Below are 19,229 nucleotides of genomic sequence, written 5' to 3' on the forward strand. Positions count from 1 at the left end.
GACGGGTGAAGCACGCGTTCCGCAACCCCATCGGCGGCCATGTCCCCGTCGCCGGCGGCCTCAGCACCGTCGGCCTGTCCTACGCCCGCGACCTCGGCGCGGAGACCGTGCAGGTCTTCGTCGCCAACCCCCGCGGCTGGGCCACCCCCACCGGCAACCCCGCGCAGGACGAGGCGTTCCGCGCCGCGTGCGCGCAGGAGTCGATACCGGCGTACGTGCACGCCCCGTACCTGATCAACTTCGGGTCGCACACCGAGGCGACGGTGGAGCGGTCGGCGGAGTCGTTGCGGCACTCGCTGCGGCGGGGGCGGGAGATCGGGGCGCTCGGGGTGGTCGTGCACACCGGGAGCGCCACCGGCGGGCGCGAGCGGGCCGTGGCCCTGAAGCAGGTGCGGGAGCAGATGCTGCCGCTGCTGGAGGAGCTGACGCACGACGACGACCCGTTCCTGCTGATCGAGTCGACGGCCGGGCAGGGGTCGTCCCTGTGTTCGAAGGCGGAGGACTTCGGGCCGTACTTCGAGGCGCTGGACGCGCACCCCAAGCTGGGGATCTGCCTGGACACCTGCCACATCTTCGCTGCCGGGCACGACCTGACCGGTGCGGACGGTATGCGCGAGACGCTGGACGAGCTGGTGGCGACGGTCGGCCCCGGCCGGCTCAAGCTGATCCACGCCAACGACTCCAAGGACGTCGTCGGCGCGCACAAGGACCGCCACGCGAACATCGGCGAGGGGCACATCGGCGAGGACCCGTTCCGGGAGCTGATGCGTCACCCGGCGACCGAGGGCGTGCCGCTGGTGATCGAGACGCCGGGCGGCAAGGAAGGGCACGCGGCCGACGTGGAGCGGCTGAAGAAGCTGCGGGAGCAGTCGCAGCCGTAGGACGGCGAGCTACAGGTCCGGGCCTTCGCCGGGTTCCTCCTGGTAGGAGTACCGCTGTTCCTTCCAGGGGTCGCCGACGTTGTGGTAGCCCCGTTCCTCCCAGAACCCGCGCCGGTCGGCCGTCATGTACTCGACGGCGCGGACCCATTTGGGGCCCTTCCAGGCGTACAGGTGGGGCACGATCAGGCGGAGCGGGAAGCCGTGCTCGGCGGTGAGGAGCTCGCCGTCCTTGTGGGTGGCGAAGATGCTCCGCTCGTCGGCGAAGTCCGACAGCCGCATGTTGGAGCTGAAGCCGTACTCGGCCCACACCATCACATGGGTGACGTCGGGCGCGGGCGGCGCGGTCTCCAGGACGACCCGGGCGGGCACGCCGCTCCACTCGGCGCCGATCATGCTGAATTTGGTGACGCAGTGCAGGTCGGCCACCACGGTGCTGCGCGGGAGGGCGCCGAACTCGGTGTGGTTCCAGGAGTGCTTGGCCGCGTCCGCGGTGGCGCCGAAGACCTGGAACTCCCACCGCTCCGGGCGGAACCGGGGCACCGGGCCGTAGTGCGTCACCGGCCAGCCGCGCTGCAGTCGCTGCCCGGGCGGAAGTTCCGGCTGGGGAAGTCCCGGCTGCGCCGCTTCCCCGGACGCGTGTTCCTCCGGCTGACCCATGTCACCCATCCTGACAGACCCCTCACGGGCCGGAGGAACCGCCTCGGCCGACCGGGGGGCAAAAAGGAACAAAGACGGGTAAGTGTGCACTTACTGGACGTGAGGGCGGCGGGTTGCCATCATGCGGGCGCAGCAGTCTCGCAGCAGCAGCACGCGTCACGCAGCACCCGTCACATTGATCCGCGTCTGGAAGGACCCGCCGCATGCAGGGCGACCCCGAGGTCATCGAGTTCCTCAACGAGCAGCTGACCGCCGAGCTGACGGCGATCAACCAGTACTTCCTGCACTCCAAGCTCCAGGACCACAAGGGCTGGACGAAGCTGGCCCGGTACACCCGCGCGGAGTCCTTCGACGAGATGCGGCACGCGGAGCTGCTCACCGAGCGCATCCTGATGCTGGACGGGCTGCCGAACTACCAGCGGCTCTTCCACGTCCGCGTGGGCCAGACGCTCACCGAGATGTTCGAGGCGGACAAGCAGGTGGAGGTCGAGGCGATCGACCGGCTGCGACGCGGCGTCGAGGTCATGCGGGCCAAGAACGACATCACCTCGGCCAACATCTTCGAGGCGATCCTCGCGGACGAGGAGCACCACATCGACTACCTGGACACCCAGCTGGAGCTGATCGAGAAGCTGGGCGAGCCGTTGTACATCGCGACGGTGATCGAGCAGGTCACGCCGGACTCCTCGGCGGGCTGAGCCCTGCGCGGGCTCAGGCGGCCTCGGGGTACGCGCGCGGGATCACGGGCACGACCGGGCGGGGCAGCGTCTCGATGCCCTCGACGGGAGCGCCAGGGCCCTCGCCAGGACCGCCAGGACCCGCGGGGCCCTCGGCGGGCAGCTCGCCGGGCGCGGCCAGCGCCTCGGAGGGGCGGCCCTGCTCGATGAGCTCGCGGCGGGGGCAGGCGCCCCGGCCGAGGATGGCCTGGATCCGCTTGACGCAGCCGCCGCAGTCGGTGCCGGCCTTGGAGGCGGAGGCGATCTGACGGGGGGTGCACGCACCGGCCTCCGCGTGGCGCTTGACCTGCTCCTCGGTCACGCCGAAGCAGCTGCACACGAACACGTCGCTCCACCCCCGTCCTGGGATCGTCTCGTCGATGGGGCCTCGCGGAGCGGAATCCGGAACCGCAGGTTCCGCTTGGTGAGGCAAACCTAACCTAACCCACCGTTTCGCGCCCGGGAAGACCGATGGGGCGCGGATCCCTGTGATCCGCGCCCCATCGTCATCCCGTCGTCAGCAGGTCACTGCGAGCGGTACATCTCCGCCACCAGGAACGCCAGGTCCAGCGACTGGCTGCGGTTGAGCCGCGGGTCGCAGGCCGTCTCGTAGCGCTGGTGCAGGTCGTCGACGAAGATCTCGTCGCCGCCGCCCACGCACTCGGTGACGTCGTCGCCGGTGAGCTCCACGTGGATGCCGCCGGGGTGGGTGCCGAGCTCCTTGTGGACCTCGAAGAAGCCCTTGACCTCGTCGAGCACGTCGTCGAAGCGGCGGGTCTTGTGGCCGGAGGCGGCCTCGAAGGTGTTGCCGTGCATCGGGTCCGTCACCCAGGCGACCGTCGCGCCGGAGGCGGTGACCTTCTCGACCAGCTCGGGGAGCTTGTCGCGGACCTTGTCCGCGCCCATCCGGACGATGAAGGTCAGCCGGCCCGGCTCACGGTCGGGGTCGAGGCGCTCGATGTACTGGAGCGCGTCCTCCGCGGTGGTGGTGGGGCCGAGCTTGATGCCGATCGGGTTCTGGATCTTCGATGCGAACTCGATGTGCGCGTGGTCCATCTGCCGGGTCCGCTCGCCGATCCAGACCATGTGGCCGGAGACGTCGTAGAGCTTGCCGGTGCGCGAGTCCACCCGGGTCAGGGCGGTCTCGTAGTCCATCAGCAGCGCCTCGTGCGAGGCGTAGAACTCGACGGTCTTGAACTCCTCGGGGTCCGTCCCGCAGGCCCGCATGAAGTTCAGCGCGTTGTCGATCTCCCGGGCCAGCTGCTCGTAGCGCTGGCCGGAGGGGGACGACTTCACGAAGTCCTGGTTCCAGGCGTGCACCTGCCGCAGGTCGGCGTAGCCGCCGGTGGTGAAGGCGCGCACCAGGTTGAGCGTGGAGGCGGAGGCGTTGTACATCCGCTTGAGGCGCTCGGGGTCGGGGATCCGGGACTCCTCGGTGAAGTCGAAGCCGTTCACCGAGTCGCCGCGGTACACCGGCAGCGTCACGCCGTCGCGCGTCTCCATCGGCTTGGAGCGCGGCTTGGAGTACTGGCCGGCGATCCGGCCGACCTTCACCACCGGCACGGAGGCCGCGTAGGTGAGGACGGCGCCCATCTGGAGCAGCGTCTTGAGCTTGGCACGGATCTGCTCGGCGCCGACGCCGTCGAAGGACTCCGCGCAGTCGCCGCCCTGGAGCAGGAACGCGTCCCCCTTGGCGACGGCCGCGAGCCGGGCCTTCAGCTGGTCGCACTCGCCGGCGAACACCAGCGGCGGGTAGCTCTCGAGCTCCGTGACGACCTTGCTCAGGGCCTTCTGGTCGGGATACTCCGGCTGCTGGGCAGCGGGCAGGTCTCGCCAGGTGGGCACGAAGGTAGCAGGGCTCTCAAGGTTCACGGTCACGTCAGCAAGGGTACGGGCTCGCCTGCGGCACGCCGACGGTAGCCCACACTGTGGGACGCTCCGTCCATTCCCGGCACATCCGCCGCCGCGCTCGGGTAGGGTTCCCGCCATGTCAGCACACGCGCAGCACCTGCAGCGGCATCTGCAGCAGCACCTGAACTGGTGGTGGACCGCTCCTTCGGCGGCCCACTGACTGCGCGTATCCACACTTCGCGAAGGCCGCCCGAGGGGCGGCCTTCGGCGTTTTCGCGACCGGGCCGCTCCTCCCCCACCACTCCCACCACGGAGGAGCACCCGACATGGACCTCTCGCTGCTGCCCGGCGACGGCCGCCCGTTCGCCCTGTTGCGCCGCCGCACCCCCGGCCGTGACCACGACCTCGTCGAGCTGCTGGTCGGCCCGGTCGCCGAGTACGAGAAGCTGGCCGACCTGCCGGAGCGGGCGCTGGCCCTGGTGCCGTTCCGGCAGATCCGCGAGCGCGGCTTCGACGTCCGCGACGACGGCACGCCGCTGCTGGCGCTGACCCCCGAGGAGTCGTACGAGATCCCGCTCGCCGAGGCGCTGGCGCAGCTGCCCGCGCACGAGGTGCGGGTGGAGGACGGCGGCTTCGACCAGGACGACGCCTCCTACGCGCGCACCGTGGAGCGCGTGCTGCGTGAGGAGATCGGACGCGGCGAGGGCGCCAACTTCGTGATCCGTCGCACCTACCGGGGCCGGATCGACGGCTTCGGGGCGGTGGACGCACTGGCCCTGTTCCGGCGGCTGCTGGAGGGTGAGCGCGGCGTGTACTGGACGTTCGTGGTCCACACCGGGGACCGCACGCTGGTCGGGGCGAGCCCGGAGGTGCACGTGCGGATGTCCGGGCAGGCCGTGGTGATGAACCCCATCAGCGGGACCTACCGCTACCCGGCCGGCGGGCCCACCCCGGAGGACCTGCTGGAGTTCCTGGGAGACGCCAAGGAGACCGAGGAGCTGTCCATGGTGGTGGACGAGGAGCTCAAGATGATGTGCACGGTCGGCGACATGGGCGGGGTGGTGGTCGGGCCGAGACTGCGCGAGATGGCGCACCTGGCGCACACCGAGTACGAGCTGCGCGGCCGCTCCACGCTGGACGTCCGCGAGGTACTGCGGGAGACCATGTTCGCCGCAACGGTGACCGGCTCGCCGGTGCAGAACGCCTGCCGGGTCATCGAGCGGCACGAGCCCGACGGCCGCGGCTACTACGCGGGCGCGCTCGCCCTGCTGGGCCGGGACGCGGGCGGCGCGCAGACCCTGGACTCCCCCATCCTGATCCGCACCGCGGACGTCGCCGCCGACGGCACGCTGCGGGTGGGCGTCGGGGCGACGCTGGTGCGCGGCTCCGACCCGGCCGGCGAGGTGGCCGAGACGCACGCCAAGGCGGCCGGGGTGCTGGCCGCCCTCGGCGTGCGCCCGGGGCGGCCCCGGGAGGAGCGGACGGCTCCCCGGCTGGGCGAGGACCCGCGGGTGCGGGCCGCGCTGGACGCCCGGCGCACGGCGCTGGCGCCGTTCTGGCTGCGGATGCGGGAGCGGGCCGAGGACGGTGGCGCGACGCTTTCGGGCCACGCGCTGGTGGTCGACGCGGAGGACACGTTCACCGCGATGCTGGCCCACCTGCTGCGTTCGCTCGGCCTGACGGTGACCGTGCGCCGCTTCGACGAGCCGGGGCTGCGCGAGACGGTGCTCGCCCATCCGGGTCCGGTGGTCCTGGGCCCCGGCCCGGGCGACCCGGGGGACGCCGCCGACCCGCGGATGCGGTTCCTGCGTGACCTGGCCGCCCGGGTGCTCCGTGAGCGTCCGCACGGGGTGCTGGGCGTGTGCCTGGGCCACGAGCTGATCGCTGCCGAGCTGGGCCTGGAGATCGTCCGCAAGCGGGTGCCGTACCAGGGGGCGCAGACCACGCTGGACCTGTTCGGGCGGCCGGAGACGGTCGGTTTCTACAACAGCTTCGTCGCCCGCTGCGACGACGCGGCCGCCGCCGAGCTCGCCGCGCACGGCGTGGAGGTGTCCCGGGACGCGGACGGCGAGGTGCACGCGCTGCGCGGGCCCGGGTTCGCCGGGGTGCAGTTCCACCCGGAGTCGGTGCTCACCGTGCGCGGCATCGACGTGGTGCGCGAGCTGCTGGCCGGGGTGATGCGCACGGCGGGCGGCGCGGCGGGCGCGCCGGGCGGCACCGGTGACTCGGCGGGCGGCGCCGTGGCTCAGGCGGACGGCCGGGGCGCGAGCACGTTCTCCGAGCGGCGGCCGGCCAGGTAGTCCACCACGTTCGACGCGGTGGTGTGCGCGATCTGCCCCACCGCGTCGGACGTGTAGTAGGCCTGGTGGCCGGTGACCAGGACGTTGGGGAAGGTGACCAGGCGGGCCAGGGTGTCGTCGTCGACGAAGTCCAGCGACTTGTCCTGGAAGAACAGGCCCTCCTCCGCCTCGTAGACGTCCAGGCCCACCCCGGTGAAGCGGCCCGCCCGCAGTTCGGCGACCAGCGCGGCGGTGTCCACCAGGCCGCCGCGGCTGGTGTTCACCAGGATCGCGTCGTCCTTCATGATCCGCAGCGAGTCGGCGTCGATGAGGTGCTGGGTCTCGGGGAGGAGCGGCACGTGCAGGGTGATCAGGTCGGAGCGGGCCAGCAGGTCCGCGGTCGGCACGTAGGTCATGCCGAGGTCCAGGCACTCGGGGTTCTCGCGGACGTCCCAGCCCAGCAGGCGCATGCCGAAGCCGTGCGCGATCCGGGCGAAGGCCACGCCGATCTTTCCGGTGCCGATCACTCCGGCGGTGCGGCCGTGCAGGTCGCGGCCCATCAGGCCGCTGATGCGGAAGTCGAAGTCACGGGTCCGGCGGGCGGCCCGCGCTATGTGCCGGCTGCAGGCGAGCGCCAGCGCCCAGGCGTGCTCGGCGACCGCGTGCGGCGAGTAGGCGGAGACCCGCGCGACGGTCATGCCCAGCTGTTCGGCGGCGGGCAGGTCGATGTTGTTGAAGCCGGTGGAGCGCTGGGCGATCAGCCGGGTGCCGCCGGCCGCGAGCGCTCCCAGCACCTCGCGGTCCAGCTCCGCGTTGACCGGGCTGACCACCACCTCGTGGTCGAGGGCCAGGGCGGCGGTGTCCGCGTCGAGATTGACGTCCAGACAGCGCAGTTCGTGCCCGAGCGGGCTCACCGCCTCGGCGAAGGCCGCCTCCAGGAGCGGCTTCTCGTCGTACTGGACTCCGAACGCGAGGATCTCCATGCAGCCGACCCTACGAGCCCTCCGCCGCGATCGCGAGCCGCCCAAGGGCCCTTTCGGCCAGGGCCGGCCGGCCCTGGCCACGCTCCGACGCAGCTCCCGGGTCAGTCCTCGTCCAGGCCCGTCTCGATGGCGTAGCGCACCAGCTCCACCCGGTTGTGGAGCTGGAGCTTGCCGAGGGTGTTCTGCACGTGGTTCTGGACGGTCCGGTGGGAGATCACCAGCCGCTCGGCGATCTGCTTGTACGACAGCCCCTTGGCGACCAGGCGCAGCACCTCGGTCTCGCGGTCGGTGAGCCGGGGAGCGGGCGTGGCGGGGGCCGGCTCGGCCGGTCCGGCGGCCAGTCGCCGGAACTCGCCGAGCACCAGTCCGGCCAGGCCGGGGGTGAAGACGGCCTCGCCGACGGCGGTGCGGCGGACCGCGTCGAGCAGTTCCTCGGTGGACGCGGACTTCACCAGGTAGCCGGTGGCGCCGGACTTCACCGCCTCCAGCACGTCGGCGTGCTCGCCGCTGGCCGACAGCACCAGCACCCGCAGCGAGGGGTCGGCGCCGACGAGTTCGCGGCAGACCTCCACACCGGGCTTGAGCGGCAGGTTGAGGTCGAGCACCAGCACGTCGGGCCGCACCGCGCGGGCCCGCCGCACCGCCTGCTCGCCGTCGCCGGCGGTGGCCACCACCTCGAGCCCGGCTCCCGCCAGGTCCCGGGCGACCGCGTCGCGCCACATCGGGTGGTCGTCGACCACCATCACCTTCAACGGGCTCTCCCCCATCGGTTCAGCTCTCCTCGCCTGTTCGCAGGCCCTCAGGCCTTCGGGACCCTCAACTCGACCTCGGCTCCCTGGCCGGGGACCGAGAACAGCTCCGCGGTGCCGCCCAGGTCGCGCAGCCGGCCGCGGATGGACTGGGCGACGCCCAGTCTCCCCTCCCGCTCGGCCGCGTCCAGCCGTCCGGCCGGGATGCCGGGGCCGTCGTCGCGGACGGTGACGATCACCTGGTCCGGTTCGTCCTCCAGCAGGATCCAGGCCCGCGCCTCCTCGCCGGCGTGCGCCCGGACGTTGTCCAGCGCGGCGCCGACCGCGGCGGCCAGTTCACGGGCCACGCCGGCCGGCAGCTCGACCGGGGTGCCGGGCTCGGCGAGGGCGATCCGGGAGCCGGTGGCGTGCCCGGCCAGCAGGGCGCGCACGTCGACGGGGGTGTCCGGGTCCTCCTCGCCGTGGTCCGCGCCCGAGTCCGCGGCACCGCGGGAGCCTCCCGGCAGGGCGCGCGGGGCGGCGTCGCGGGGGCCGGGCAGTCCGCGGGAGATCAGGGCGCGCAGCGCGGACTCCTGCTCCCCGGCCAGCCGCACCAGTTCCACGGTGTCGGCGCCGCCGCCGGTGACGCCGTCGGCCGCCCGCCTGCGGATCATGGCGAGCACCTGGAGCACGCCGTCGTGGATGTCGCGGGCCAGCCGCTCCCGCTCGCGGGTGGCGGCCTCGATCTCCAGGGCGCGGGCCAGGGTCCGCTCGGAGGCGCGGGCCACCTCGACGACGTAGCCGATGGCGATGGCGGCGACCCAGACCAGGACGACGTTGTGCAGGGTGTCGCGGGTGGGCGCGCCACGTTCCACCAGGTTGGCGGCGGCCACCAGGGTGGAGGCGAAGGCCGCCCACCGCCAGCCGCCCTTGACCGCGAAGGCGAGCACCGATCCGGCGGTCCATATCGACGGCAGGGTGGGCCCGCCGGCGTGGATGCGGGCGGCGGAGTCGGCGAGCGGGGTGAGCAGGATGCCGACGACGGCGATCGTCAGGTCGACGCCCAGGAAGGCGCGGGTGCAGCTGCGGGCGTCGGAGACCTTGCGCACGGTGGCCAGGGTCCACCCCGCCAGCACCACGTAGTAGCCGACGGCCAGGCCCGGCCGGACGAACTGGTGGTAGGCGGCGGCGAACAGGCCGACGGCGTACAGCATCGTCAGCACCCGGTAGGCGGTCAGCGCCTGCCAGAGCGGCTGCTCGACCGACATCCTGCCGCGGGATTCCCCCGTCACGTCGTCTCCCCCGTACGACCGGCGCGTCTCCGCCCGGCTCCCCCGTACGACCGGCCAGTCCCTGGCCGGTCTCCCCTGCACCACCGGCCTGCACCTCGGCCGGTCTCTCCGTCCGGCCGTCCTCGGCCGGTCCCCTCCGTGCGGCCCGTCCTCGCCCGGCTCGCCTCCGTGCCGGCCGTCCTCGGCCGGTCCCCTCGTGGACAACCGGCCCGCGGCAGGCGCTGCGCATCCGGTCCGGTCCTCCGGTGCCGGTTGTCCGTGCTCGGCCGGTCTCCCTTGCGTCGGCCCGGCCGTGACCGGTCTCTCCCGCTCCCGGCGCGGGCGGCGCCGGGTACGAGTCAGCTGCCGTCCGCCGCCTTGGTGGAACCGGCGGTCGCCTCCGCGCGCTCGGCCGCCTTCGCGGCCTTGGCGGCCTCCGCCAGCTGCCGCTTGGCGGCGGTGGCGTACATGTCGACGTACTCCTGGCCGGACAGCTTCATCAGCTCGTACATGACCTCGTCGGTCACCGCGCGCAGCACGAAGCGGTCGTTGTCCATGCCCTGGTAGCGGCTGAAGTCCAGCGGCTTGCCGATCCGGATGCCCGGGCGCATCAGCTTGGGCATCGCCCGGCCGGGCGGCTGGATCTTCTCGGTGTCGATCATCGCGACCGGGATGACGGGGGCGCCGGTGGCCAGCGCCACCCGGGCCAGGCCGCCGGGCTTGCCGCGGTAGAGCCGGCCGTCGGGCGAGCGGGTGCCTTCGGGGTAGATGCCGAAGAGGCCGCCGTTCTCGATCACCTTGATGCCGCTGCGGATCGCGGCCTCGCCGGCGCCGCGGCCGCCCTCGCGGTCCACCGGGAGCTGGCCGACGCCCTTCATGAAGGCGGCCGTGAGGCGGCCCTTGACGCCGGGGGTGGTGAAGTACTCCGCCTTGGCGATGAAGGTGACCTTCCGGTCGAGCATCACGGGCAGGAAGATGGAGTCCGAGAAGGACAGGTGGTTGCTCGCGAGGATCGCGGGCCCCTCGGCCGGGACGTTCTCCAGGCCCTCGACCCAAGGCCTGAACGCGACTTTCACCGGTGCCCCGATGATCGCCTTCATTATTTCGTAGATCACCCGACTGCCCTCCTGTGCATCGGGTCCGAACCTTATCCCGAGGCCGCGGCAAACGCTCGACGCCCCTGGCCGGTGCAGGCACGGTCGCGTACGGTGAAGTACCCACTTCAATCCCCGTGCCGTGCGGGTACCCGCTACCCGGCGGCACGACTCAGTCACGAGGAGACCGAAGTGCCGGTCCTTCCCGGAGCCGAGCCGTTCCGCCACGACGGCGGGGAGATCGGCGTCCTGCTCTGTCACGGCTTCACCGGTTCGCCGCAGTCGATGCGTCCCTGGGCGGAGTACCTCGCCGGGCGCGGCCTGACGGTGTCCCTGCCGCTGCTGCCGGGACACGGCACGCGGTGGGAGGACATGCAGGTCACCGGCTGGCAGGACTGGTACGCGGAGGTCGACCACGCGCTGCGGGAGCTGACCGCGCGGTGCGAGAAGGTCTTCGTCTTCGGCCTGTCGATGGGCGGCGCGCTGACCCTGCGGCTGGCCGCGAAGCACGGCGACGCGATCAGCGGTCTGGTGCTGGTCAACCCGCTGAACAAGATCCACGGGGCGGCCGCCCGGGTACTGCCGGTGGTGCGGCACCTGGTGCCCACCACCAAGGGGCTGACCAGCGACATCAAGAAGCAGGGCGTGCTGGAGACCGGCTACACGAAGGTGCCGCTGCACGCCGCGTACTCGCTGGCGGTGTTCCTGCGGATGCTGGACGGCGAGCTGCCTCAGGTGACGCAGCCGCTCCTGCTGCTGCACAGCACGGTCGACCACGTGGTCTCCCCCGCGGACTCGGCGCGCATCCTCGCGCGGGTCTCCTCGGTGGACACCACGGAGATCGTGCTGGAGGACAGCTACCACGTGGCCACGCTGGACAACGACGCCGAGCGGATCTTCGAGGAGAGCGCGGCGTTCGTGGAGCGGCTGACTTCCGGGGCGCGGGGCGAGGGGCCCGGCGATCCGGGCGACCGGGAAGGGACGGCCCCCGTTGGCTGAGGACGGCACCGGGCGGGACCCGGACCAGGAGCAGGACCCCGACCTTCCCGCCTTCGACGAGAAGGCCGCGTGGGAGGCGATCGTCGCCTCCTACGGCGAGGAGCCGCCGGACCCCCCGGGGGTGAGACCGTACCGCCCCGTGCAGGACCTGGCGCTGCCGGAGCCCGATGCCGACGGGACCGGAACCGGGGGTGACGCGGAGCTCGCCGTCGCACCCGCCGGTGCGGAGGGCGACGCGGCCACCGAGCCGGAGCCGGACCCCGAGGCGCGGCCGCTGGGCGGGTCCGTGACGTTCGCGCCTGGTGTGGGCGCCGGGGCCACGGCGACGGCGCCGCCGGCCGGTCCGCGGGACTTCGAGCTCACGGAGCCGGCGGACGAGGACCACTTCGTCCCGCCGGAGCCGCCGCCGCTGCCGGAGGCGGACGCGACGGCCAAGTTCGCCTGGCTCGGGGTGATCGGCGGGCCGGTGTTGCTGCTGCTGGCGGTGCTGCTGGGGTGGCACATGTCGTGGTGGCTCACGACGGTGTGCGTCGGCGGGTTCCTCGGCGGCGCGGCCGCCCTGGTCCTGCGCATGGACCCCGACGCCGACGACGACGACCCCGGCCGCGGCGCCGTCGTCTGACCCCCGGCATCCTCCCGGGACACCTCCGCGCCCCTGCGGGCGGCGGGAGAAACGACGGGAAAGGGGCCCGGACCATGACGGTCCGGGCCCCTTTTCCCTGCGCTCATGCCCTCATGCGCTCACGCGCCCCTGCGGTCAGCGCTGGTAGAGGGCCTCGATCTCGTCGGCGAAGTCCTTCGCGACGACGTTCCGCTTCAGCTTGAGGGACGGCGTGAGGTGCCCCGACTCCTCGGAGAACTGGCCCGGCAGGACGCGGAACTTCCGCACCGACTCCGCCTTGGAGACCGCCGCGTTCCCGTCGTCGACCGCCGACTGGATCACCGCGAGCAGGTCCGCGTCGTCGCGCAGCTCGGCCGGGGTGGTCCCCTCCGGCTTGCCGTGCTCCGCGCACCAGCGGCCGAGGAACTCCTCGTCCAGCGTGACCAGCGCGGCGACGAACGGCCGGCCGTCGCCGACGACCATGCACTCGGCGACCAGGGCGTTGGCCCGGATGCGGTCCTCGATCACCGCGGGGGCGACGTTCTTGCCGCCGGCCGTGACGATGATCTCCTTCTTGCGGCCGGTGATCCGCAGGTAGCCGTCCTCGTCGAGGGTGCCGAGGTCGCCGGTGTGGAACCAGCCGTCCTCCAGCGCATCCGCGGTGGCGGCCTCGTTGTTCCAGTAGCCGGAGAAGATGTGCTCGCCGTGCAGCAGCACCTCGCCGTCGTCGGCGATGCGGACGACCGACCCCGGCAGCGGCTGGCCGACCGTGCCGATCTTCTGCTTGTCCCACGGGTTGAAGGCGGTCGCCGCGGCGGACTCGGTGAGGCCGTAGCCCTCGAGGATGGTGAAGCCGATGCCGCGGAAGAAGTGGCCGAGCCGCTCGCCCAGCGGCGCGCCGCCGGAGACCGCGTACTCGCCGCGGCCGCCGAGGACGGCGCGCAGCTTGGAGTAGACGAGTTTGTCGAAGACCTTGTACTTGACGCGCAGGCCGAAGGACGGGCCCGACGGGTCGTCCAGGGCGCGGCTGTAGGCGATGGCCGTGGCGGCGGCCTTGTCGAAGATCTTGCCCTTGCCGTCGGCCTGTGCCTTGGCGCGGGCCGAGTTGTAGACCTTCTCGAAGACCCGCGGGACGCCGAGTATCAGCGTCGGGCGGAACGAGGCCAGCTCGTCGGTGAGGTTCTTGATGTCCGGGACCAGGCCCAGGCGGATCGGCGCGAGCATCGCCGCGATCTCGACCAGGCGGCCGAAGACGTGGGCGAGCGGGAGGAACAGCAGCACCGAGCAGCGGCCGGTGTCGAACAGCGGGCCGAGGCGCTCGACGGCGTTGCCGGCCTCCGCGAACCAGTTGCGGTGGGTGAGCACGCAGCCCTTGGGGCGGCCGGTGGTGCCGGAGGTGTAGACGATGGTGGCCGGGTCGTCGGCCTTGGCGAAGCGGCCGCGCTCCTCGAGGGTGTCCTCGGAGACGTCCTGGCCGAGCCGGCCGAGCTCCTCGACGGCGCCGTCGTCGAGCTGCCAGACGTGCTTGAGCTCCGGCAGGGCCCCGCGGACCTGCTCCACGGCGGCCGCGTGCAGCGGCGTCTCCACGACCACGGCGGTCGCGCCGGAGTCGCCGAGGATCCACTGGATCTGCTCGGGGGAGCTGGTCTCGTAGACCGGCACGGTGACCGCGCCCGCGCTCCAGATCGCGAAGTCCAGCAGCGTCCACTCGTAGCGGGTGCGGGAGATCAGCGCCACCCGGTCGCCGGGCTGCACGCCCGCGCCGATGAGGCCCTTGGCCGCGGTGTGCACCTCGTCGAGGAACCTCTTGGCCGTGACGTCCTGCCAGGCGCCGGCGTCGTCCTTGCGGGCGATCACCGCGGTGTCCGGGTGCTGCGCGGCGTTTCTGCGGACCAGATCGGTCAGGTTGCCGTCCGCGGGGACTTCGTAGAGAGCCGGAAGGCTGAACTCGCGCAAGACTGCTGCTCCTCATTGGCGCCGACGCCACGACGTTGTGTGAGTGCGACGGTGCGGTCCATGGCTGGGGGCGCGTGCCGGGAAGGGTTCGGACATGGTCCGCCCCTGGACCTGGCACTACGGGACTGTCCGGACGTTACTCCTGGGTATGTTCGCTCCGAAAGAGCGTCCGGCTCCGATGTTCGCCGCGTCACACGACTGGTGTTCCATTGCGCACAGTAGTCCACGCCATTCTTGAGGTGCCAGAGTAACCGCAGGTCCGACCGCCTCTGTTCACGGTTGCACCACACGCCTAGGCTTCGTCGGCATGGCAGCGACACCCCTCGGTGACCGGGTCGGACGCCCCGGCACCCGCAGCACCCGCGTGCACGTGGTGAGCGACGTGCACGGCAACACCCGTGACCTGGCGAGGGCGAAGGACGGCGCGGACGCGCTGGTCTGCCTCGGCGACCTGATCCTGTTCCTGGACTACGCCGACCACTCCCGCGGCATCTTCGGCGACCTGTTCGGCCGCGAGAACGCCGATCGCATCGTCGCGCTGCGCACCGCCCGCCGCTTCGAGGAGGCGCGGGAGTTCCAGGCGGCGCTGTGGGCGACCAAGGACGAGGACCGGTCGGTGCTGATCGAGCGGGCGGTCCGCCGCCAGTACGCCGAGATGTTCGCGGCCATGCCCACCCCGACGTACGCCACCTACGGCAACGTCGACGTCCCCCGGCTGTGGCCCGAGTACGCCCGGGAGGGCACCACCGTCCTGGACGGGCAGCGGGTGGAGATCGGCGGCTGGACCTTCGGCTTCGTCGGAGGCGGCCTGCGCACCCCGATGCGCACGCCCTTCGAGATCGACGACGAGGAGTACGAGGCCAAGCTGGCCGCGCTCGGCGAGGTGGACGTGCTGTGCACGCACATCCCGCCGGAGGTCCCCGACCTGGTCTACGACACGGTGGCGCGCCGCTTCGAGCGCGGCAGCCGTGCCCTGCTGGACGTGATCCGCCGCACACGGCCCCGCTACTCGCTCTTCGGCCACGTCCACCAGCCGCTGCGGCAGCGGATGCGCGTCGGGTCCACCGAGTGCGTGAACGTCGGCCACTTCGCGAGCACCGGCCGGCCCTGGGCCCTGGAGTTCTGAGCCGGCCGCCCCGACGCGGCTCCGGCACGTCCGTCCGCGCGCGGTAGCCTGCAACCGCAGACCTGCCCGGCCCGGATCTGGAGGAGCTACGGCGATGGCGGAACACACCAGCTCGAACATCACGATCGGGGCCGCACCGGCCGCTGTGATGGAGGTGATCGCCGACTTCGCCCGCTACCCCGAGTGGACCGGTGAGGTGAAGGAGGCCGAGGTCGTCGCGACGGACGGCCAGGGCCGCGCGGAGCAGGTCAGGCTGGTGATGGACGCCGGCGCGATCAAGGACGACCAGACCCTGGCCTACACCTGGAAGGGCGCCGACGAGGTGTCCTGGACGCTGGTGAAGTCGCAGATGCTGCGCTCCCTCGACGGCACCTACGCCCTGCGCGACCTGGGCGACGGCTCCACCGAGGTCACCTACACCCTCACCGTGGACGTCAAGATCCCCATGCTGGGCATGATCAAGCGCAAGGCCGAGAAGGTCATCATCGACCGGGCGCTGGCCGGCCTGAAGAAGCGCGTCGAGTCGAAGGCGGCCTAGGACCCGGGCCTCCCCCGCTCATGCGGACCCTGCTGATCACCGGCCCCGGCGGATCCGGCCGGACCACCATGGCCGCCGCCACCGCCCTGCGCGCCGCCCGCGAGGGCGCCCGCACCCTCCTGCTGACCTGCGACGACGCCCTGCCCGCAGGGCTCGTTCCCGGCGACGTGCCCGGCCTCGCCGTGCGCCGGACCGACCCCGCCGAGGGGTTCCGCGACGTGCTCGACGCCCTCCAGGGGCAGGCCGGGGCCGCCTTCGACCTGCTCGGCGCGCGCCCGCTGGAACGCGACGAGATCACCCCGCTGCCCGGCGCCCGCGAGCTCGCCGTCCTGGCGGCCCTGCGCGAGGCGGCGCGCTCCGGCGCCCACGACCTGCTGGTCGCCGACCTCCCCGCCGCCCCCGAGGCGCTGGCCCTGCTCGCGCTGCCCGGCGAGCTGCGCCGCTACCTGCGCCGGCTGCTCCCGCAGGAACGGCAGGCGGCCCGTGCGCTGCGGCCGCTGCTGGGCCGGCTGGCCGGGGTGCCGATGCCCTCGGAGCGCCTGTACGAGTCCGCCGCCCGCTGGGAGGAACAGCTCGCCGAGGTCGAGGACCTGCTGGGGCGGGCCGAGGTGCGGCTGACCGCCGAGCCCGGACCGTCCGCCCTGGAGGCGGTGCGCGCCGCGGTGCTCGGTCTCGCCCTGCACGGCCTGCGCCCCGGGGCGCTGCTGGCCACCCGGGTGGTGCCCGACGCGAGCTCCGACACCTGGCTGACCACGCTCGCCGCCCAGCAGCGCAAGGCCCTCGACGAGTGGGCCGCGGCGGGCCTGCCCGTCCACCCCGTCCCGCACCTGGGCCGTGAGCCGCGCGGCGCCGACGACCTGACCGCCCTCGGCGTGCCGGGCGCCGACGCCACCGCGACGTCTCCCGGGGCCCGGGCGGCCGGGTCCTGGGCCGTCGAGCGGCCGGTGGAGGACCGGACCGCCGAGGACGGCTCCCTGGTCTGGCGGATCCCGCTGCCCGGCGCGGTCCGCGAGGAGCTGGAGCTGGTCCGCCGGGGCGACGAGCTGCTGCTCGCCGCGGGCCGCTTCCGCCGGGCCCTCGCCCTGCCCCCGGCGCTGCGCCGCTGCGCGGTGACCGGGGCGGCGCTGCGCGAGGGCGTGCTCGCCGTGCGGTTCGTCCCGGACCCCGCGGTGTGGCCCCGCCCTTCCGCCGAGCGCTGAACGGCGCGGGGGCGTTGGCGGTACCGTCGAAGGTGTCCGAGCCCCGTCGAGCGGGGCACGACGAGGAACGGGAGAAGGGTCCGGGATGAGCGAGAAGCCAGAGGGACGCACCGGCGACTCCGACGCCTGGGCCGACGCCTGCGCCGAGGACCTGCGGGCCGAGCAGGAACGCCACCGCGAGCGCCGGGGCGCCGGTGAGGCGACGGGGTCGGCCGCCGAGGAGCTGCGCAAGCTGGCCTCCGCGGTCGCCGACCGGCTGGCCTCCTTCCAGGGGCAGGCGCAGCTGCTGGGCGCCGCCGAGCAGGTCGTGCGGCAGGCCAGGGCCGCGGTGGAACCGGTGGTCGAGCGCAACCCGGACGTCTTCCGTCATCTGTCCGCGGCCGGCTCCGAGCTGCTGGCGGCCTACCGCAGCGCCGTGCAGTCCCAGGAACGCCGCTGGACCGCAGGTGAGGAGCCTCCCGCCGGGCGTCCCGGCGGTTCCTCCCGGGCCCCTTCCGCCGACCGTCCCGAGGACGACGGCGAGGACGGCGGGCCCGCCGGAGGGCAGCGGATCGACGTGGACTGATCGCCCTCCGGTACGGTAAGCCCCAGCGGGCACGACCATTTACCGAGGGACACATGGGACTCACCATCGGCGTCGACATCGGCGGCACCAAGATCGCGGCGGGAGTCGTCGACGAGGATGGCAACATCCTCTCGACCTTCAAGGTGCCGACCCCCGACACGGCCGAGGCCATCGTCGACGCCATCGCGTCCGCGGTGGACGGCGCCCGGGCCGGCCATCAGATCGTCGGCGTGGGCATCGGCGCCGCCGGCTACGTCGACCGGCAGCGGGCCACGGTCTATTTCGCGCCCAACATCGACTGGCGTCAGGAGCCGCTCAAGGCGAAGGTGGAGGCCCGCGTGGACCTCCCCGTCGTCGTCGAGAACGACGCGAACGCGGCGGCCTGGGGCGAGTACCGGTTCGGTGCCGGCCGGGACAACCACAACGTCATCTGCATCACCCTGGGCACCGGCCTGGGCGGCGGCATCATCATCGGCGACAAGCTGCGCCGCGGTCACTTCGGCGTGGCCGCCGAGTTCGGCCACATGCGGATGGTGCCGGACGGCCTGCAGTGCGGCTGCGGCAAGCAGGGCTGCTGGGAGCAGTACGCCTCCGGGCGCGCCCTGGTCCGCTACGCGAAGCAGCGCGCCTTGGCCACCCCGGGCAACGCCGAACTGCTGCTCGCCCTGGGCGACGGCACGCCCGAGGGCATCGAGGGCAAGCACATCTCCACCGCCGCCCGTCAGGGCGACCGGGTCTCGGTGGACTCCTACCGGGAGCTGGCCCGCTGGGTCGGCGCGGGCCTGGCCGACCTGGCCTCCCTCTTCGACCCGGAGGCCTTCATCATCGGCGGCGGCCTCTCCGACGAGGGCGAGCTGCTCATGGAGCCGGTCCGCAAGTCCTACCGGCGCTGGCTGGTCGGCGGCACCTGGCGTCCGGTCGCCGAGGTGAACGCGGCGACGCTGGGCGGCAAGGCGGGCCTGGTGGGCGCGGCCGACCTGGCCCGGCAGCCCGCGGCCCCGATGTAGGTCCGCGCACGGTGACGGCCGACGCGCCCGCTCCGCTCCCGGCGTCCCGGACCGAGGCCGACGGGTCGGCCGTGGTCCGGGCGCTGTCCTACAACGTGCGGTCGATGCGCGACGACACGGCGGCGCTGGCCCGGGTGATCCGGGCCTGCGCACCGGACCTCGTGCTGGTGCAGGAGGCCCCCCGGTTCACGGGCTGGCGCGGGCGGCTGGCGCGGCTGGCCCGCGAGTCGGGCCTGGTGGTCCTCTCCGGCGGCGCCCCCGCCGCCGGGCCGGCCCTGCTGTGCTCCCTGCGGACGGCGGTCGAACGCACCGTGGACGTCCTGCTGCCGGTGACGCCGGGCCTGCACCGGCGGGGGTTCGCGACGGCGGTGGTGCGGTTCGGGCCCGCCGCCCGGCTCGGCGTCCTCAGCTGCCACCTCTCCCTGGCGTCCGCCGAGCGGTACGAGCAGGGGGGCATGCTGCTGGAGCGGGTCCGCTCGCTGGGGGTCCCGCACGTCCTGGCGGGCGGCGACCTCAACGAGCGGCCCGGCGGCCGTACCTTCCGCCGGGTCGCGGCCGAGCTGCGGGACTGCCGTCCGGCGGCCCCGTGGGGCGGCGAGTTCACCTCCCCCGCGCACGACCCGGTCCAGCGCATCGACGCCCTCTTCACCACCCCGGGCGTCGAGGTCCTCGGCTGCGGCGTCCCCACGGACCTGCCCGGCCTCGCCCCGTCCGACCTCCGCGCCGCCACCGACCACCTCCCGGTCCTGGCGGCGCTGCGGGTGCCCGCGTCCTGACG

19 protein-coding genes are annotated in these 19,229 nt (G+C 73.2%); 11 read left to right on the forward strand and 8 right to left on the reverse strand.

Features of this window, described 5'->3' with window-relative positions; translation table 11 throughout:
* The first annotated feature begins 5 nt into the window (after positions 1-5).
* Positions 6-881: a deoxyribonuclease IV gene (locus ABT026_RS13430; RefSeq protein ID WP_351114388.1), complete on the forward strand. Its 876-nt coding sequence runs from the start codon at positions 6-8 to the stop codon at positions 879-881.
* Between the two features lie 9 nt (positions 882-890).
* On the opposite strand, the gene ABT026_RS13435 is transcribed toward ABT026_RS13430, so the two are convergent.
* The gene (locus tag ABT026_RS13435; protein ID WP_351114389.1) at positions 891-1,538 is read right to left on the reverse strand and encodes a sulfite oxidase-like oxidoreductase; all 648 of its coding nucleotides are present in this window, start codon (positions 1,536-1,538) and stop codon (positions 891-893) included.
* A gap of 203 nt (positions 1,539-1,741) precedes the next feature.
* Here ABT026_RS13435 and bfr point away from each other — a divergent pair, with 203 nt between their 5' ends.
* Positions 1,742-2,236, forward strand: coding sequence for a bacterioferritin (gene bfr, locus ABT026_RS13440; RefSeq protein ID WP_351114391.1), 495 nt, complete (start codon positions 1,742-1,744; stop codon positions 2,234-2,236).
* Between the two features lie 13 nt (positions 2,237-2,249).
* On the opposite strand, the gene ABT026_RS13445 is transcribed toward bfr, so the two are convergent.
* Both ABT026_RS13445 and ABT026_RS13450 read right to left on the reverse strand, forming a co-directional pair.
* A complete protein-coding gene (locus ABT026_RS13445) occupies positions 2,250-2,600 on the reverse strand; it encodes a (2Fe-2S)-binding protein (RefSeq protein ID WP_351114393.1) in 351 nt (116 codons plus the stop codon).
* A gap of 179 nt (positions 2,601-2,779) precedes the next feature.
* Entirely contained in the window at positions 2,780-4,132 is a 1,353-nt protein-coding gene (locus tag ABT026_RS13450; RefSeq protein ID WP_351114394.1) for a class II 3-deoxy-7-phosphoheptulonate synthase, read from the reverse strand.
* 299 nt (positions 4,133-4,431) lie between these two features.
* On the opposite strand from ABT026_RS13450, the gene ABT026_RS13455 reads away from it, so the two are divergent.
* Positions 4,432-6,405 (forward strand): anthranilate synthase family protein, encoded by a 1,974-nt coding sequence (locus ABT026_RS13455; protein ID WP_351114395.1) that lies wholly within the window; start codon positions 4,432-4,434, stop codon positions 6,403-6,405.
* Here ABT026_RS13455 and ABT026_RS13460 read toward each other — a convergent pair.
* From ABT026_RS13460 to ABT026_RS13475, 4 genes are all read right to left on the reverse strand, one after another.
* Positions 6,351-7,367: a 2-hydroxyacid dehydrogenase gene (locus ABT026_RS13460; protein WP_351114396.1), complete on the reverse strand. Its 1,017-nt coding sequence runs from the start codon at positions 7,365-7,367 to the stop codon at positions 6,351-6,353. The genes ABT026_RS13455 and ABT026_RS13460 overlap by 55 nt on opposite strands.
* Positions 7,368-7,468: 101 nt before the next feature.
* On the reverse strand, positions 7,469-8,134 hold the full coding sequence (locus tag ABT026_RS13465; RefSeq protein ID WP_351114397.1) for a response regulator: 666 nt from the start codon (positions 8,132-8,134) through the stop codon (positions 7,469-7,471).
* A 32-nt stretch (positions 8,135-8,166) separates the two neighbouring features.
* On the reverse strand, positions 8,167-9,363 hold the full coding sequence (macS, locus tag ABT026_RS13470; RefSeq protein WP_351114466.1) for a MacS family sensor histidine kinase: 1,197 nt from the start codon (positions 9,361-9,363) through the stop codon (positions 8,167-8,169).
* A gap of 362 nt (positions 9,364-9,725) precedes the next feature.
* Complete coding sequence (locus ABT026_RS13475; protein ID WP_502967969.1) at positions 9,726-10,478, reverse strand: lysophospholipid acyltransferase family protein; 753 nt, start codon at positions 10,476-10,478, stop codon at positions 9,726-9,728.
* A 174-nt stretch (positions 10,479-10,652) separates the two neighbouring features.
* On the opposite strand from ABT026_RS13475, the gene ABT026_RS13480 reads away from it, so the two are divergent.
* Together ABT026_RS13480 and ABT026_RS13485 are read left to right on the forward strand one after the other, a co-directional pair.
* On the forward strand, positions 10,653-11,459 hold the full coding sequence (locus ABT026_RS13480) for an alpha/beta hydrolase (protein WP_351114399.1): 807 nt from the start codon (positions 10,653-10,655) through the stop codon (positions 11,457-11,459).
* The gene (locus tag ABT026_RS13485; protein ID WP_351114400.1) at positions 11,452-12,081 is read left to right on the forward strand and encodes a hypothetical protein; all 630 of its coding nucleotides are present in this window, start codon (positions 11,452-11,454) and stop codon (positions 12,079-12,081) included. The genes ABT026_RS13480 and ABT026_RS13485 overlap by 8 nt, the downstream gene beginning before the upstream one ends.
* Positions 12,082-12,216: 135 nt before the next feature.
* Here ABT026_RS13485 and ABT026_RS13490 read toward each other — a convergent pair whose 3' ends face one another.
* Positions 12,217-14,016, reverse strand: coding sequence for an AMP-dependent synthetase/ligase (locus tag ABT026_RS13490; protein ID WP_351114401.1), 1,800 nt, complete (start codon positions 14,014-14,016; stop codon positions 12,217-12,219).
* A 307-nt stretch (positions 14,017-14,323) separates the two neighbouring features.
* On the opposite strand from ABT026_RS13490, the gene ABT026_RS13495 reads away from it, so the two are divergent.
* The 6 genes from ABT026_RS13495 to ABT026_RS13520 all read left to right on the forward strand — a co-directional run bounded on the left by ABT026_RS13495 (position 14,324) and on the right by ABT026_RS13520 (position 19,227).
* Positions 14,324-15,142 carry a metallophosphoesterase family protein gene (locus tag ABT026_RS13495; protein WP_351114402.1) on the forward strand — a complete coding sequence of 273 codons (819 nt, stop codon included), beginning with the start codon at positions 14,324-14,326 and terminating at the stop codon, positions 15,140-15,142.
* Between the two features lie 94 nt (positions 15,143-15,236).
* Positions 15,237-15,680, forward strand: a complete 444-nt coding sequence (locus tag ABT026_RS13500; RefSeq protein ID WP_351114403.1) for an SRPBCC family protein — start codon at positions 15,237-15,239, stop codon at positions 15,678-15,680.
* A 20-nt stretch (positions 15,681-15,700) separates the two neighbouring features.
* Positions 15,701-16,879: an ArsA family ATPase gene (locus tag ABT026_RS13505; RefSeq protein ID WP_351114404.1), complete on the forward strand. Its 1,179-nt coding sequence runs from the start codon at positions 15,701-15,703 to the stop codon at positions 16,877-16,879.
* 85 nt (positions 16,880-16,964) lie between these two features.
* Complete coding sequence (locus ABT026_RS13510; RefSeq protein ID WP_351114405.1) at positions 16,965-17,444, forward strand: DUF5304 domain-containing protein; 480 nt, start codon at positions 16,965-16,967, stop codon at positions 17,442-17,444.
* Between the two features lie 53 nt (positions 17,445-17,497).
* A complete protein-coding gene (locus tag ABT026_RS13515) occupies positions 17,498-18,451 on the forward strand; it encodes an ROK family glucokinase (RefSeq protein ID WP_351114406.1) in 954 nt (317 codons plus the stop codon).
* A gap of 11 nt (positions 18,452-18,462) precedes the next feature.
* Positions 18,463-19,227 (forward strand): endonuclease/exonuclease/phosphatase family protein, encoded by a 765-nt coding sequence (locus tag ABT026_RS13520; protein WP_351114407.1) that lies wholly within the window; start codon positions 18,463-18,465, stop codon positions 19,225-19,227.
* Positions 19,228-19,229: the final 2 nt, after the last annotated feature.

This window comes from Streptomyces sp. NPDC002734 (assembly GCF_040295685.1).
GTDB lineage: Bacteria > Actinomycetota > Actinomycetes > Streptomycetales > Streptomycetaceae > Streptomyces.

What these genes read in the sequence shown, in the direction of transcription:
- ABT026_RS13460 (WP_351114396.1), bottom strand. Translation starts at nt 7,367, where the DNA reads ATGGAGATCCTCGCGTTCGGAGTCCAGTACGACGAGAAGCCGCTCCTG.
- ABT026_RS13500 (WP_351114403.1), top strand. Translation starts at nt 15,237, where the DNA reads ATGGCGGAACACACCAGCTCGAACATCACGATCGGGGCCGCACCGGCC.
- bfr (WP_351114391.1), top strand. Translation starts at nt 1,742, where the DNA reads ATGCAGGGCGACCCCGAGGTCATCGAGTTCCTCAACGAGCAGCTGACC.
- ABT026_RS13465 (WP_351114397.1), bottom strand. Translation starts at nt 8,134, where the DNA reads ATGGGGGAGAGCCCGTTGAAGGTGATGGTGGTCGACGACCACCCGATG.
- ABT026_RS13510 (WP_351114405.1), top strand. Translation starts at nt 16,965, where the DNA reads ATGAGCGAGAAGCCAGAGGGACGCACCGGCGACTCCGACGCCTGGGCC.
- ABT026_RS13455 (WP_351114395.1), top strand. Translation starts at nt 4,432, where the DNA reads ATGGACCTCTCGCTGCTGCCCGGCGACGGCCGCCCGTTCGCCCTGTTG.
- macS (WP_351114466.1), bottom strand. Translation starts at nt 9,363, where the DNA reads ATGTCGGTCGAGCAGCCGCTCTGGCAGGCGCTGACCGCCTACCGGGTG.
- ABT026_RS13495 (WP_351114402.1), top strand. Translation starts at nt 14,324, where the DNA reads ATGGCAGCGACACCCCTCGGTGACCGGGTCGGACGCCCCGGCACCCGC.
- ABT026_RS13435 (WP_351114389.1), bottom strand. Translation starts at nt 1,538, where the DNA reads ATGGGTCAGCCGGAGGAACACGCGTCCGGGGAAGCGGCGCAGCCGGGA.
- ABT026_RS13515 (WP_351114406.1), top strand. Translation starts at nt 17,498, where the DNA reads ATGGGACTCACCATCGGCGTCGACATCGGCGGCACCAAGATCGCGGCG.
- ABT026_RS13505 (WP_351114404.1), top strand. Translation starts at nt 15,701, where the DNA reads ATGCGGACCCTGCTGATCACCGGCCCCGGCGGATCCGGCCGGACCACC.